We start from the raw sequence: 14,115 nt of genomic DNA on the forward strand, positions 1-14,115 counted from the left end.
GCCCCGCAAGAGCCGTGTCCGGCTCGACGATCGTCAGTCGGCGGGAGGGACGAGGTGGCGCTCCAGGCGGCCTCTCGTTCCGTCATCGAGCGGGGTCTTCCTGCCGTCGAGATCCGCGCAGACCAGGATGGTGCGCCCTCGCACGAACAGGGTGCCGTCGGCAGGGTCCACGATCTCCGCGGCCAGTGTGATCGACGACGACCCGAGCGCCACGGGAGCCACGCGGACCTCGTACGGCTCCATCCGGTGGTCCATCTGGGCCACGTAGTCGACGTCCTGGCGGGCCACCAGCCACAGGTGGCGGCTCCCCGACGACCCGGCGCGCGCCATCGTCGGATCCCATGACGTGGTGGCGGTGATGCGTGCCTGTTGCAGGTAGTCGAAGACCTTGGCGTTGTTGACATGGCCGTAGGAGTCCAGGTCCGACCAGCGCACCCGCAGCGGCACGGCCGTGCCACGCCCCTCCAGGGGCGGCGCGGTCAGCTCCCGAAGGGGCTCCGCCTCCACCCGGTGCGCCTCGAAGAAGGCCCGGTACGGCGCCGGGATCCGCGTGGGCGCCTGAGCGTCGAAGTCGAACGGGCACAGCAGCGTCCGCGCCGCGACGGCCAGCTCCCCCGCCTGACGCAGCTCGTAGGACACGACGATCCGAGCCGCACCTAGCCCAGCCACGCCGAGCTGGACGTCCACCCCGTCGTCGGAGTAGTCGATGGCCCGCCGGTACTCCACCTCGTGACCGACCACCACCACCCCGGCGTCGAGCAGGTCCGACGCCGGGCCGCTGCGCAGGAAGGCCACGCGGGCCTCCTGCAGGTAATCCACGATGATGGCGTTGTTGACATGCCCCTGCGCGTCGAGGTCTGACCAGCGCAGGGGGCAGCGGACGTGGAACACTCAGTCTTCCTGGGGATACATGGACTCCACGAGGTCCGAGTACTTCTCCGTCACGATGGAGCGGCGGATCTTCATGTTGGGCGTGACGCCCGCGTTGTCGACCGTCAGCTCATGATCGAGGATGGCGAACTGCTTGACCGTCTCCCACCGCTCGAGCTTGGAGTTGACCCGCTCCATCCAGCGCCCGATCGATGCCTTGATCTCGGGGCGCTGCGTGAGTTCTGCGTAACTCAACGACGACAGGCCGCGCTTGTCCGCCCACTTGGCGAGCATGACGGGATCCAGCACCAACAGAGCGGAGACATACTTGCGCCCCTCCCCGATGGCCACCGACTGCGCCACGTAGGGGATGTTGGCCTGGATGGCGCTCTCGACCTTCTGCGGCGCGACGAACTTGCCGCCCGACGTCTTGAACAGGTCCTTCTTGCGGTCTGTGATCTTGATGTGGCCGGTCGGTGTCATCTCGGCGATGTCGCCGGTGTGATACCAGCCGTCCGCGTCCAGCGCTTCCGCCGTCTCCTCGGGAAGGTTGTGGTACCCGGGGGTGATGATCGGGCCGCGCAGCAGGAGCTCGCCGTCCTCGGCGAACTTGGTCTCGATGCCGGGAAGGACGGGTCCGACGGTGCCGAAATGCGGATCCCTCGGGAGGTCGACGCCCGCGATGGCGCTGGTCTCCGTGGCGCCGTAGCCCTCCACGATGAGGATGCCCGCCCCGTAGAACCACTGCTGGACCTGCGGTGAGAGCTTGGCGGCGCCGGAGATCATGAACTTGATGTTGCCGCCCAGCTTCTCCTTGAGCTTGGAGAAGACCAGCTTGTCCGCCACCTTGTACTTGAGCGCGAGCGCTCCGGTGAGGGGGCGGCCCGCCAGCCTGTCGTCGATGGACTGGTAGCCCACGTGGAAGGCCCAGCGCGCGATCTTCCCCTTGAGGCCGGTGGACCCGGTCATGACGGCCGCGCGCACCTTCTCGAAGATGCGGGGGGCGCCGCACATGAACGAAGGCTTCACGATCCCGAGGTTCTCGACGATCTTGTCGATGCGTCCGTCGACCGCGGAGGCGAAGCCGTAGTCGAGCTGGACGGCGATCAGCGCCTTGCCGAACACATGGCTGAGCGGCAGCCACAGGTACTGCAGCTCATCGGGACCGATGATGTCCAGGTATTTCGTCGCCGCGCCCTGGTACACCCAGGACAGGTGGTTGAGCCGCACGCCTTTGGGTTGTCCGGTGGTACCGGAGGTGTAGATGAGGGTGGAGAGCGAATCCCGGCTGGTCTTGGCGATGGCGTCATCGACGGCGGTGGGATGCTCCTCCAGGTAGCGCTCACCTGCCTGCTTGAGGTGCTCGAAGGAGATGATCCGGTCATCGAGCGTGAGCCCGGTGGTGTCGAACACGACGATGGTGTGCACCTGATCGTTGAACTCGGCCGAGTCCGTGAGCTTGGCCACCTGCTTGGCGTCCTCAGCCACGAAGATCACCGAGCCGGAGTCCTTGACGATGAAGTGCACGTCGCCGGGCTGTGTGTTTGGATACACCGTCGTGGTGGCGCCCGCGGCCAGCGCGATGGCGAGGTCCGTGAGGATCCACTCGACTCGCGTGCTCGAGCAGATGGCCACCCGCTCCTCGTACTGCAGGCCGCGCGACAGGAGGCCGGCGGCGAGCCGGTCCACCACGTCGCTGGTCTCCCGCCATGAGAGCTTCGTCCACGACGTCGGACCCTCAGCCGCGCCCTCGGGATACATGAAGGCCAGCTTGTCCGGCGTCGCGCGGACCCTTCGCCTGAACTGATGACCGACGCTGTCTGCTGCCTGGGCCAGGATGTCTTCTCGAATACCCACCGGTGGTACCCCTTTCGCGTTTCAACCAGCCTACTGGTGACGACGCGTCGCGCGGGAGGGGTAACTCCGCCCAATTTACTTGAAAGCTAAAGCATTTGCTATGATGGGGGCATGTCCGAACCAGTGAACGGGTGGCTCACCGAGAGCCAGCAGCGCGTCTGGCGGAGCTATCTGCTGGCCAAGACGCACATCGACGACTACCTCGACGAGGCCCTAGGCGACTTCGGCCTCAGCCTGGCCGAGTACGAGTTGCTCGTCCGGCTCTCCGAGAGTCCGGACCATACCATCCGGATGGGCGAGCTGGCGGCCTCCGTCGGCCACTCTCGCTCGCGCCTCACGCACACCATCAAGCGGATGGAGCAGGCCGGGTATGTGACCCGGACGTCGTGTGTGGCCGATGGTCGCGGTGTCCAGGCGGTCATGACCGAGACCGGGTACGACCTGCTCAAGCGCGCCGCCCCCGCGCACGTGGATTCCGTGCGCCGGGTCTTCGTCGACGCGATCGATCCCGAGGACTATCTTGCCCTTGGGCGCGCGATGACTGCCGTCCTGGCGGTGGCAGACTAGTCCGGGTGACCACCACCTCCGCGCCCCATGCACTCCTGATCGACCGCCTCGGGGAACTCGCGGAGATCGTCGACACCTCCACGCTCACCCGGGCCCTGTACTCCAGCGACTCCTCGCTCTACCGCGTCGCGCCGGAGGCCGTGGCCCATCCGCGCACTCCGGATGAACTGGTCGCCCTGGTGCGGGCCGCGCTGGACAGCGGCACACCCGTCACCGCCCGGGGAGCGGGGACGTCCTGCGCGGGCAACGCCGTCGGCCCCGGGCTCGTGATCGACGTGTCCAGGCACCTGAACCGCATCCACTCCATCGATCCGGTGACCCGCACCGCGGTGATCGATCCGGGCGTGGTGCAGGACCAGCTACAGATCGCGGCGCGGCCGTACGGGCTCCGGCTGGGGCCCGATCCGTCCACCTCCAACCGGTGCACCGTCGGCGGCATGATCGGCAACAACGCCTGCGGCCCCCGCGCCCTCGGGTACGGCCGGATGGCGGACAACGTGGTCTCGCTGGACATCGTCACGGGCACCGGGGAACTCCTCACGCTCGGCGTCGACGACGTGCCGGAACTGCGCGCCCTGGTCGCGGCCAACCTGGGCACCATCCGCACCGAGTTCGGCCGGTTCACGCGACAGGTCTCCGGTTACTCGCTGGAGCACCTGCTCCCGGAGCGGAAGTTCGACCTGGCGAAGTTCTTCGCCGGCACCGAGGGGACCCTCGGGATCATCGTGCGCGCCACCGTGCAGCTCGTCGCCGACGCCCCCGAGCGTCTGATGGTGGCGCTCGGCTATCCCACGATGGCTGACGCGGGCGACGACATCGCCAACCTGCTGCGCTTCCGGCCCACCGCCTGCGAGGGACTGGACCGTCGGATCGTCGACGTCGTGGTGGCGAAGTTCGGCGCGGCCTCGGTCCCCGCGCTCCCCGCCGGTGACGGCTGGATGTTCCTCGAGGTGGTCGGCGACAACGCCGCCGAGGTCCGCGTCCGCGCGGAGGACCTGGCGGCAGCCGCGAGCGCGGGCGAAGGATGGGTGGTGGACGACCCTGCCCTCGCCGCCCGGCTGTGGAAGATCCGAGCCGACGGCGCGGGCCTGGCCGGCGTCAGCCTGGCCAAGCCCGCCTACGGAGGCTGGGAAGACGCGGCCGTGCCGCCGCAGCACCTCGGCGACTACCTGCGGGCGTTCGACGCGCTGCTGGGGAAGTTCGGCCTCCACGGCCTGCCGTACGGCCACTTCGGCGACGGCTGCGTCCACTGCCGCATCGACTTCCCGCTCACCGAGCCCGAAGGCGCGGCGCGGTACCGCGCCTTCGTCGAGGAGGCCGCGCAGCTGGTGGCCGGCTTCGGCGGCTCGATGTCCGGCGAGCACGGCGACGGCCGGGCGCGGTCCGCCCTGCTGCCGCACATGTACTCCCCCGCCGCCCTGGACCTGTTCGCCGGCGTCAAACACATCTTCGACCCCCGCAACCTGCTCAACCCCGGCGTGCTGGTCGACCCCGCCCCTGTCGAGGCGAACCTGCGGATGGTCGCGGCGAGCCGCTCACCCCTCTCGCTGTCGGACGCCGACTTCGTCGAGCAGGTGCACCAGTGCAGCGGCGTCGGCAAGTGCCTGGCCGACATGACGACCTCAGGGGGTGTGATGTGCCCCAGCTTCCAGGCCACCCGCAACGAGAAGGACTCCACCCGGGGCCGTGCCCGCGCGCTGCAGGAGATGGTCAACGGCTCACTGATCACCCGGGGTTGGCACTCGCCCGAGGTGCACGCTGCGCTGGACCTCTGCCTGTCCTGCAAGGGCTGCGCGCGCGACTGCCCCACGGGCATCGACATGGCCGCCTACAAGGCGCGCGTCACGCACGAGCGGTTCAAGGGCAGGCTGCGGCCCCGCAACCACTACGCACTGGGCTGGCTTCCGCGCTGGGGGCGGCTCATCACCTCCGTCCCCGGGCTGGGGGGCCTCATCAACGTGGTGGGCAGGGCCCCGGTGCTGGGCCGCCTGCTGCGCTGGGGCGCGGGGGTCGACGTCCGCCGCGACATCCCCCGCTTCGCCTCGAAGAGCGCCCGGGCCCGCTTCCGCGACGCCCCGGCCCTTCCCGGCTCCAAGGGTCGCGTCCTCATCTGGGTGGACTCGTTCTCCGACTGCTTCGAGTCCACCTCCTTCGCCGCCATGGCGCAGGTGCTGGTGCGCCTCGGCTACGAGCCCGAGGTGCTCGACGAGAACGCCTGCTGCGGCCTGACGTGGATCTCCACCGGCCAGCTCGACGGCGCACGCCGCCAGCTGACCAACGCGGCCTCCGTCCTCGCCCCGTACGTGCGCGACGGCGTGCCCATCGTCGGCGTCGAGCCGTCATGCACCGCGGTGTGGCGCAGCGACGCCCCCGAACTGCTCCCCCATGACAGCAACGTCCGCGCGCTCGAGGGGAAGGTACTCACGCTCGCCGAGTTCCTGTCCACGGACCCCGACTTCGTGGCGCCCGACCTCAGCGGCCACACCCTCGTCGCCCAGCCGCACTGTCATCACGCCTCCGTGATCGGGTGGGCGAAGGACAGGGCGCTCCTGGAGTCCACGGGCGCCACGCTCATCGCCGTGGGCGGATGCTGCGGGTTGGCCGGCAACTTCGGCGTCGAACGCGGCCACCACGACATCAGCGTGAAAGTGTTCGAGCACGATCTCGGCCCCGCCGTGGAGGCCCATCCGGAGGCGATCGTGCTGGCCGACGGCTTCAGCTGCCAGACCCAGCTGACCTCGCTCGCGGGCCGGTCCTCGATGTCGCTGGCGGAACTGCTCGCCACCCACTGAGACGACGCGCCGACGCCGCATGCAACCGGCACCCTCCGCCGAGGCGTAGACAGGGCGAGACACACCACAACGCCGAAAAGGAGGGAGAGGCACGTGGACGAAACCCAGTTCGACCGGTTCTATACGAACTCGTACACCAAGCTGGTCGGTCAGGTCTACGCGATGTGCGGCAACATGGCCGAAGCGCAGGACTGCGTTCAGGAGGCCTTCATCCGGGCCTGGGACCATCGCAGCGACCTCGATGCGTCCCGCAGCCCGGAGGCCTGGGTCCGCACCACCGCATACCGCCTGGCGGTGAGCCGCTGGCGCAAGGCGCGCCGAGCCTTCCGCCAACCCGACCGGGCGCTGGAACCTGAGCGCTCCGTCGAACCCGGCCCCGACAGGGTGGCCATCGACCGGGCACTTGCCCAGCTTCCTGACGCTCAGCGTCGAGCCATCGTGCTCTACCACCTGTGCGACCTCACCGTCGGCGAGATCGCACAGGAGGTCGGCTCCCCCACGGGGACCGTCAAGGCCCGTCTCGCTCGCGGACGGCAGACCCTCGCCCGCCTACTCACCACCGATCTGGAGGTCCGTCATGCCTGAGCACTTCCCCCAACTGGACGATCTCGCGGCCACGGCAAAGGAGGCCCCCATGCTCCCAGCTCATGAAGTCCGTCGACGCGGCGATCGGCGCCGCACCACCCGGCGAGTCGGTCTGTCCGTCGCCGCAGTCGGCGTCGTCGCCAGCCTCGGCGCCGGAGTGTGGGCCGCCACGCCGATTCTCCGCGGCGCCAACCAGCCGGACTGGGCCAACAGCCCGACGCCGACGTCCAGCCCGGACCCCAGCTCCTCGCCCAGCCCGACGAGCGCGCCGTCACCCTCCGCCCCAGCGGCGCCGGCGCAGCCCACCTGGGCCAACGTGCCCACCGTCGAGATGATGTTCCCCTACGACGCGTCAGTGGTGGGCGTGCTCGACGAGTACGAGGGCATCGGTCGCACCGGAAAGGGCCTGTGTGATCCGGGCACGTACGGCGACCCGAGCACCATCCTCACACGTGAGTACGGCGTCGCCGGTGAGACGCCAGCCGTCGCGGTCGTGTTCGGCTACGACGACGCCGAGGCGGCTTCCAAGGGTTACGACCTCCTTGCCGACGCGGCCCGGGACTGTGAGGACCAGATGCGGGCCGAAGGTTGGGACCGGGTCAGCAGCGCCGAGGACACCCAGTTGCCGTTCGACGGGTCCACCGTGGAGGAGGAGCCCGCCCGGGCCGCCTATTTCTTCGGCATGGCCGTCAAGGAGGGCGAGGAGGTCGGCGTCTTCAACGACACCCTGGTCATGCAGGCCGGTGAGCGCGTGGTGTGGCTCCTCACCACGTTCGAGGGCATGGACAACAACTGCTCCGTGCTTCCCGACAACGACGCCATTCAGTGCTCCTTCGCCAAGTCGATGCCGGAGGTGCTCGAGCTTCTGGTCAAGTAGCCCCACACGGCAGCGCTCCCCGGTCGAGACCGGGGAGCGCTTGCGTGTGCGGGTCAGCGTGTGAGCCGACGGTGCTTCGAGCGATGCGGGCGGGCCGCCTCCGGACCGAGCCGCTCGATCTTGTTCTCCTCGTAGTCCGCGAAGTTGCCCTCGAACCAGAACCACCGCGGGGTGCCGTCCTCGTCCTCGCCCTCCCAGGCGAGCATGTGGGTGGCGACGCGGTCCAGGAACCAGCGGTCGTGGGAGATCACGACGGCGCAGCCCGGGAAGTCCAGCAGCGCGTCCTCGAGGCTGGACAGCGTCTCCACGTCCAGGTCGTTGGTGGGCTCGTCGAGCAGCAGCACGTTGCCGCCCTGCTTGAGCGTCAGCGCCAGGTTGAGCCGGTTGCGCTCGCCGCCGGAGAGCACGCCGGCCTTCTTCTGCTGGTCCGGCCCCTTGAAGCCGAAGGAGGCGACGTAGGCCCGTGAGGGCACCTCGAAGTTGGCCACCTTGATGAAGTCGAGCCCGTCCGAGACCACCTGCCAGACGTTGTCCTCCGGCGCGATGCCGGAGCGGTTCTGATCCACGTAGCTGAAGGAGACCGTCTCGCCGATCTTCACGACGCCCGAATCGGGCTCCTCCTGGCCTGTGATGGTCTTGAACAGCGTCGTCTTACCGACGCCGTTGGGGCCGATGATGCCGACGATGCCGGCGCGCGGCAGTGTGAAGGACAGATCCTTGATCAGGACCCGATCCCCGAAGCCCTTGGTGAGCTTCTTCACCTCGAGCACGATCGCGCCCAGGCGCGGACCCGGAGGGATGTTGATCTCCCCGGTGTCGAGCTTGCGATCGCGCTCCGCCTCGGCAGCCATCTCCTCGTACCGCTGAAGACGCGCCTTGCTCTTGGCCTGACGGGCCTTGGGCGAGGAGCGGACCCACTCGAGTTCCTTCTCGAGGATCTTGGCGCGCTTGGCGTCCTTCTTGCCCTCGATCTGGAGCCGCTGGCGCTTGGTGTCCAGGTAGGTGGAGTAGTTGCCCTCGTAGGGGTGGAGCTTGCCGCGGTCCACCTCGCAGATCCACTGGGCCACGTTGTCCAGGAAGTAACGGTCGTGCGTGACCGCCAGCACGGCGCCCGGGTATGCCTTGAGGTGACCCTCCAGCCAGTTGACGGATTCGGCGTCGAGGTGGTTGGTGGGCTCGTCGAGGAGCAGCAGGTCCGGCTGCTGGAGCAGCAGCTTGCAGAGCGCCACGCGGCGGCGCTCACCACCCGAGAGCACGTCGACGATCGCGTCCGGCGGAGGGCACTGCAGCGCATCCATCGCCTGGTCCAGGCGGGCGTCGATGTCCCACGCCTCGTGCGCGTCAAGGAAGGTCTGCAGATCTCCCATCTCGGCCAGCAGCGCGTCGAAGTCCGCATCCGGCTCGGCCATCTCCATGCCGATGGCCTCGAAGCGGTTCATCTTCGACTTGATCTCCGCGACCGCCTCCTCCACGTTCTCCTGGACAGTCTTCCCCTCGGTGAGGGGCGGCTCCTGCAGCAGGATGCCGACCGAGGAGCCCTTGGAGAGCTGCGCGTCTCCGTTGTTGGGGCGGTCCATGCCGGCCATCAGCTTCAGGAGGGTGGACTTGCCCGCGCCGTTGGGGCCGACGACGCCGATCTTCGCGCCGGGGTAGAAGGACAGGGTGACGTTGTCGAGGATCACCTTGTCGCCCACCGCCTTGCGGACGTTGTGCATGGTGTAGATGAACTCAGCCACGTGGGACCTTTCGAATTGACCGCAGGCCAGTATGCCAGCATTCGCCGACAGACCCGATTCGACGGGGGCGCGGTCAGCGCAGGCGGTCGAGGGCGGCGCGCGCGGCGGCGTAGCGCTGTACCTCGCCCTCGGCGGGGGCGAGCACCAGCGCCCGGGCCACCGCCGCGACCGAAGCGTCGAGGGCCTTCCTGGCCCTCCTGGCCGAGCGGTCGGCGGAGACGCCGATGGCCAGCTGGGAGCCTCCGGAGAGCAGAATCCCCGCCGCGACACCCCCCAGCGCGAGCAGGGTGGGCAGCGGCACCTGTGGCCCGTCCGCCGGGCCGACGGGCATGGTCGTGAGCTGTCCGAGGCCGAAATAGCCGAGCACCACGTTGACGGTGAGCCAGCCGAGCCCCACCACCACGGCGCCGATCAGCAGCCACTGCAGGACCCGCATGAGCTGCCACCACACGGGTGTCCGGGCCACCTTCAGGTCCGTGCCGACGACGGCGCGGTCCAGTTGATCGGCCAGCGTGTGCTCGTTGCTACGGACGGCACGGAAGATCGCCTCCTGCCACACCGTCGGCATGCCTTCTCCCAGCTCCGCCGCGACCGCACGCAGTCCGGAGGACTGTTGCGCTCCCGCCGCGGCCGAGCGGGCGGGCAGGGAGCTGCGCGTCAGGGACGGACCCTCGAGCTGGTTCCGCTCGGGCGGGGCGCCCAGACGCAGCCGCTTGAGCGGGTCAGGACGCAGCGTCCCGAGCCACTTGACGAGCGGCCACCCCGTGGCCAGCTGGCCCCGGTGGCGCACCGAGCCGCGCACGGCCTCGACCACCACAGGCACCCCGGCGGCGACCGACAGGTGCGCGGTGAGGCGGCTGATGGTGCCCTTGTCGGCCGCGGCCACACGTCCCCGCCCGACGGCCTCGTCGAGCTCCCCCGCCGCGACCCTCACGTCGGCGGCCAGCCGGGCCGCCGCCGAACGCTTGCCCGCGGCCACACGGGACAGGTGCTCGCGCAACTCTGCGATGCCGGCACCCGTCACCGCGCTGGTGGACAGCAGCGGCACGTCTGCCAGCCCGTCGTCGACGAGGAGCCGACGGATGTGGGCCATGCACTCCTGCAGCTGCGGCGCGGTGAGCCGGTCCGCCTGGTTGAGCACGACGGTGATCACGGCGCGATGCTTGGCCAACGGCTGCAGGTAGTTGCGGTGGATGGCCGCGTCGGCGTACTTCTGGGGGTCGAGCACCCAGACGAACTGGTCCACCACCCCAACCATCCGGTCCACCTCCTGGCGATGCGACGACGCGGTGGAGTCGTGGTCCGGCAGGTCCAGCAGCACCAGATCCGCCATGCGCGGCTCCGGTGGCGCGACCTCGTGCCGTCGTGCCACGCCGAGGAAGTCCAGCAGTGCGATGTTGGTGGCGGCGAAGCTGGCCGCGAGTGTGGTGGACGTCGTGGGGCGGCGCGGTCCCTGCTCGGCCAGCCGGGTTCCGCTGAGCGCGTTGAACAGGGAGGACTTGCCTGAGCCGGTCGCGCCCGCCAACGCCACCACCGTCTGCTCCCCGGCCGCCAGCCGCTCGGTGGCCCGTCCCAACACTGTTCGGGTGCGCTGCTCGACCTCTGCCGGGACCCGCCCGGCCACCAGGTCCAGGACTTCGCGGAGCGCGTCGAGTTGCGTGGCGACCGAGGCCATCAGTCCATCCCCACCGGGCGCGTCAGGTCGTCGAAGGCGTCCCGCGCCGCCGTGCGCAGCGCCGCGCGCGCGGCCTCGAGCCCTGATGCTGCCGAGGGCTCCACGGCCAGCGAGTCGAGCACTCCGGTGTAGCGGGCCAGCTCTCCGGCCAGCACCCCGTCGACCCTGGCCTCCAGCTCGCGCCGTGCCTGTTCGGCCAGCTTCCGGACGGCATCCTCGCCGAAGACGGCCTCGAGGAGGCGCTGCGCCAGCACCGAGGCGCCGCCGGCGATGCCCACCTCGGCTCCGGTGAGACCTCCGGTGAGCGTGAAGACGTAGATGATGAGGGCCGCGCCGACGGCGTTGGTGCCGAGCGCCAGGAACCTCGCCCGCATCCGCCTGCCGCGACCCTGCTCCTCCACGAGCCGCAGCACGTCGGACTGCCACGCGCGGATGGCGGCCGCGGCGTCCGCGTCGAACCCCTCGGATGCCGAGGCCAGCGACGGCTCGGCGGAGATGATGTCGCGGCCCCACCGGGTGTGCGACCACGCGACAGCCGTGGCCTCGGCCGCCTGCTCGCCCGCGTCCTTGACGACGGCGGCGAGGCTGTCGGAGATGGCCACCTCCACGGCCTCCACCCTCTGATCGCCGCTGAACCACCCGGTGATCCGGTCGCGGAGCGCGCCGATGCGTTGCTCCACGGACCGCATGAACTCGCCGGTGCCCACCAGGTCCTGCCAGCGGGCGAGGATCTCCCCGCGCAGCATGGTGCCGTCTCCGGCAGCCCGGCTGACGTCCGCGGCGGCGTCCCGATATGCCCGCGCGGCCTGCTCACGCAGTTCGCCGACGGCGGCGTCCTGGCGGGCCATGCCGTCGCCGAGTTCCATCAACTGCCGGTCGATGGAGCGCACCGAGCCGGCCAGCGTCTGCACCGCCACCTGGGAGCGGGCTTCTGCCTGGTCGGCCAGCGATTCGAGCCAGTGCCGGATGCCCGACACATCCCCGGCCGGGAGCATGCCGTCGTGCGGAAGTGCCCGCTCCACGACGGCGAACAGCCTGGCGGACGCGAGCCCACGCTCCGCCAGCATCTGCGCGAGATGCCCGGCCACCTCGTCGAGGGCCCCGGGTGGGCAACGGTTGACCACCACGCCGACGACGGTGTTGCGCTGGGCCGCGGCGGCCAGGTAGTCCCACGGCACGGCGTCGGCGTAGCGGGCGGCCGAGGTGACGAACAGCCACAGGTCCGCGGCCAGCAGCAGCTGGCGGGCGAGGCTGCGGTTGGCATCGTCGACCGAGTCGATGTCCGGGGCGTCGAGGAGCGCCAGGCCCGGCGGCAGGTCCGGGAACGCGACGATGTGGAGCGCGCGCGAGTCGTGCAGCTGGGAGTCCGTGCGGACCAGGCCAGGCAGCACGTTGTCCGAACGGAACCACGCCTCGTCGTCGGGGTGACACACCAGCACCGGGGATTTGGTGGTGGGCCGCAGCACGCCCGGACGGGTCACGGATGCGCGCAGCAGCGAGTTCACCAGGGTGGACTTGCCGGCCCCCGTCGACCCTCCCACGACGGCCAGCAGCGGCGCGTCGAGGCGGGCGGCGCGTGGGAGGAGGTAGTCGCGCACCTGGTGGCCGAGGGAGACGGTGAGCGCGCGCAGCTCGTCGGCCCCCTCGAGGGGGAGCGGGTACTGCGCCGCGGCGAGCGCGTCGTCGAGCTGCTGAAAGGCCCTGGCGAGGGCGTCGGGGCTCATCGCGGCCAGTTCCCGCCCACGCCGGCGGGTCCAGGCGACTGGGGTGGCGGGTAGTGCGACGCGAGTGGACCGCGCGCGGTGCCGGCGGGCAGCGGTGGCGGGGGTTGCGGGCGCCGTCGCCGACGCTCGATGAGGCGCAGCCCGGCGGTGTCCGTGAGGGCCTTGGCACGCAGGACGTCGATCTCGTGCACGAGGTCCCGTGCCCGCTGGTCCCCTGCGGCGTCGACGAGGCCGCGGGTCATGGCGTTGCGGAGGTAGGCCAGTTCGGTGACCCGGCGCACGAGGGTCGCGGTGTGCCACCAGACCCGCGGGCCGCGGAACATGGCGAACCACAGCAGCCTGGTGCGCTTGAGGGGGCCGCCGAAGACGGCGACGTCGCGCTCGGTGAGCCACCCGGCGCGCTGGTAGTCGGTGAGGCGGGCCCGGATCAGCTGACCGTTGCCCACGACGCTGACGATCAGCGAGATGACGATCACCCCGACGAGGCCGAGGGCGAGGTACCAGGCGCGCTGCAGTTGGTCCATCGGGTTGGTGGAGGCCAGCCCGTTGAACAGCATGTGCCCGGCGCTGGCCAGGAGGAACCCGCCCACCGGCGCCAGGACCCGCACGATTCTGCTGCGGGCCCCGAGCCCGATGACCAGCCCGGATGCGGTCATCAGCGTGAAGAGGGGGTGACCGAAGGAGGTGTAGACCCCCCGGAGCATCACCAGCTCGATCATGGTCTCGTCGGGGTTGGCGATCGTGATGTCATGGGTGGCCTGCATCCACACGCGCGAGTAGTAGATGATGTTCTCGACGAAGGCGAAACCCACGGCCGAGAGGCCGGCGAGCGCCACCATGCTGAGCCGCGACACCATCCGACGGCGCCAGAACAGCACCAGCACCACCAGAATGGTGGCCTTGGCCAGTTCCTCGATGAAGGGTGCCGAGAAGACGGCGGCGCGTGATCCGGTGTCCGAGTTGGCCTGCGTGGTGGACATCATCTCCGCGGCCCACGAGTTGACGTGGATGGAGACCCAGGTGGAGGCGGCGGCGCCCCAGAGGAACGTCAGGATCCACACCACCGGTGAGGATCCCCGGAACCGGTCCAGCCAGATGAACAGCGCCGAGTAGGCCAGGGCCGTCCACATGGCCCAGAAGGCCGCCTTCCGGAAGGCCTCGTCGGTGATACCGAGCGTCTCGGTGCCGTCCTCGAACGTCTGCGCGGGGGCGAGCATCCAGTACTGCGCGTAGATGAAGTAGACGTAGGCGGGGATCAGGACCACAGTCATCCAGAACAACGGGCTGGCGATCATGCGGCGGAACCACGGCCGCGCGTCGGGCACGGGCAGCCCGTTGAGCCGGCGCTGCCGGTGGGCGATCTCCGTGGTAGCCATGATGGCGCTTAGCGTACCCGGCCGCACCTTCCGGTCTGTGCGGATGCCGTTACGGT

General features: G+C 69.9%; 10 protein-coding genes. 4 read left to right on the forward strand and 6 right to left on the reverse strand.

All coding sequences use genetic code 11. The features are described from left to right. Positions 1-33: 33 nt before the first annotated feature. Complete coding sequence (locus tag ACZK5N_RS05850; protein WP_459019236.1) at positions 34-891, reverse strand: acyl-CoA thioesterase; 858 nt, start codon at positions 889-891, stop codon at positions 34-36. After that, on the reverse strand, positions 892-2,727 hold the full coding sequence (locus ACZK5N_RS05855; protein WP_459019235.1) for an AMP-dependent synthetase/ligase: 1,836 nt from the start codon (positions 2,725-2,727) through the stop codon (positions 892-894). Positions 2,728-2,838: 111 nt separating this feature from the next. Between ACZK5N_RS05855 and ACZK5N_RS05860 the strand changes: the two genes are divergently transcribed. From ACZK5N_RS05860 to ACZK5N_RS05875, 4 genes are all read left to right on the forward strand, one after another. Beyond that, positions 2,839-3,294: a MarR family winged helix-turn-helix transcriptional regulator gene (locus ACZK5N_RS05860; RefSeq protein ID WP_459019234.1), complete on the forward strand. Its 456-nt coding sequence runs from the start codon at positions 2,839-2,841 to the stop codon at positions 3,292-3,294. Positions 3,295-3,299: 5 nt separating this feature from the next. Next, a complete protein-coding gene (locus ACZK5N_RS05865; RefSeq protein WP_459019233.1) occupies positions 3,300-6,086 on the forward strand; it encodes an FAD-binding and (Fe-S)-binding domain-containing protein in 2,787 nt (928 codons plus the stop codon). A 93-nt stretch (positions 6,087-6,179) separates the two neighbouring features. Then, the gene (locus ACZK5N_RS05870) at positions 6,180-6,671 is read left to right on the forward strand and encodes an RNA polymerase sigma factor (RefSeq protein WP_459019232.1); all 492 of its coding nucleotides are present in this window, start codon (positions 6,180-6,182) and stop codon (positions 6,669-6,671) included. 49 nt (positions 6,672-6,720) lie between these two features. After that, on the forward strand, positions 6,721-7,548 hold the full coding sequence (locus ACZK5N_RS05875) for a hypothetical protein (protein ID WP_459019231.1): 828 nt from the start codon (positions 6,721-6,723) through the stop codon (positions 7,546-7,548). Positions 7,549-7,601: 53 nt separating this feature from the next. Here the strand turns inward: ACZK5N_RS05875 and ettA are convergent, their stop codons facing one another. The 4 genes from ettA to ACZK5N_RS05895 form a co-directional block, all read right to left on the reverse strand. Next, positions 7,602-9,284, reverse strand: a complete 1,683-nt coding sequence (gene ettA, locus ACZK5N_RS05880; RefSeq protein WP_459019230.1) for an energy-dependent translational throttle protein EttA — start codon at positions 9,282-9,284, stop codon at positions 7,602-7,604. A 73-nt stretch (positions 9,285-9,357) separates the two neighbouring features. Further along, positions 9,358-10,959, reverse strand: a complete 1,602-nt coding sequence (locus ACZK5N_RS05885; RefSeq protein WP_459019229.1) for a GTPase — start codon at positions 10,957-10,959, stop codon at positions 9,358-9,360. Further along, a complete protein-coding gene (locus ACZK5N_RS05890; RefSeq protein WP_459019228.1) occupies positions 10,959-12,683 on the reverse strand; it encodes a GTPase family protein in 1,725 nt (574 codons plus the stop codon). Before ACZK5N_RS05890 ends, ACZK5N_RS05885 begins: the two co-directional genes overlap by 1 nt. Continuing rightward, positions 12,680-14,059 carry a PrsW family intramembrane metalloprotease gene (locus tag ACZK5N_RS05895; RefSeq protein WP_459019227.1) on the reverse strand — a complete coding sequence of 460 codons (1,380 nt, stop codon included), beginning with the start codon at positions 14,057-14,059 and terminating at the stop codon, positions 12,680-12,682. The genes ACZK5N_RS05890 and ACZK5N_RS05895 overlap by 4 nt, the downstream gene beginning before the upstream one ends. Positions 14,060-14,115: the final 56 nt, after the last annotated feature.

This window comes from Tessaracoccus pujii, from assembly GCF_055326215.1.

Excerpts from the sequence above, each read along its gene's own strand:
- ACZK5N_RS05895 (WP_459019227.1), bottom strand. The coding sequence starts at position 14,059 with ATGGCTACCACGGAGATCGCCCACCGGCAGCGCCGGCTCAACGGGCTG.
- ACZK5N_RS05875 (WP_459019231.1), top strand. The coding sequence starts at position 6,721 with ATGCTCCCAGCTCATGAAGTCCGTCGACGCGGCGATCGGCGCCGCACC.
- ACZK5N_RS05890 (WP_459019228.1), bottom strand. The coding sequence starts at position 12,683 with ATGAGCCCCGACGCCCTCGCCAGGGCCTTTCAGCAGCTCGACGACGCG.
- ACZK5N_RS05885 (WP_459019229.1), bottom strand. The coding sequence starts at position 10,959 with ATGGCCTCGGTCGCCACGCAACTCGACGCGCTCCGCGAAGTCCTGGAC.
- ACZK5N_RS05860 (WP_459019234.1), top strand. The coding sequence starts at position 2,839 with ATGTCCGAACCAGTGAACGGGTGGCTCACCGAGAGCCAGCAGCGCGTC.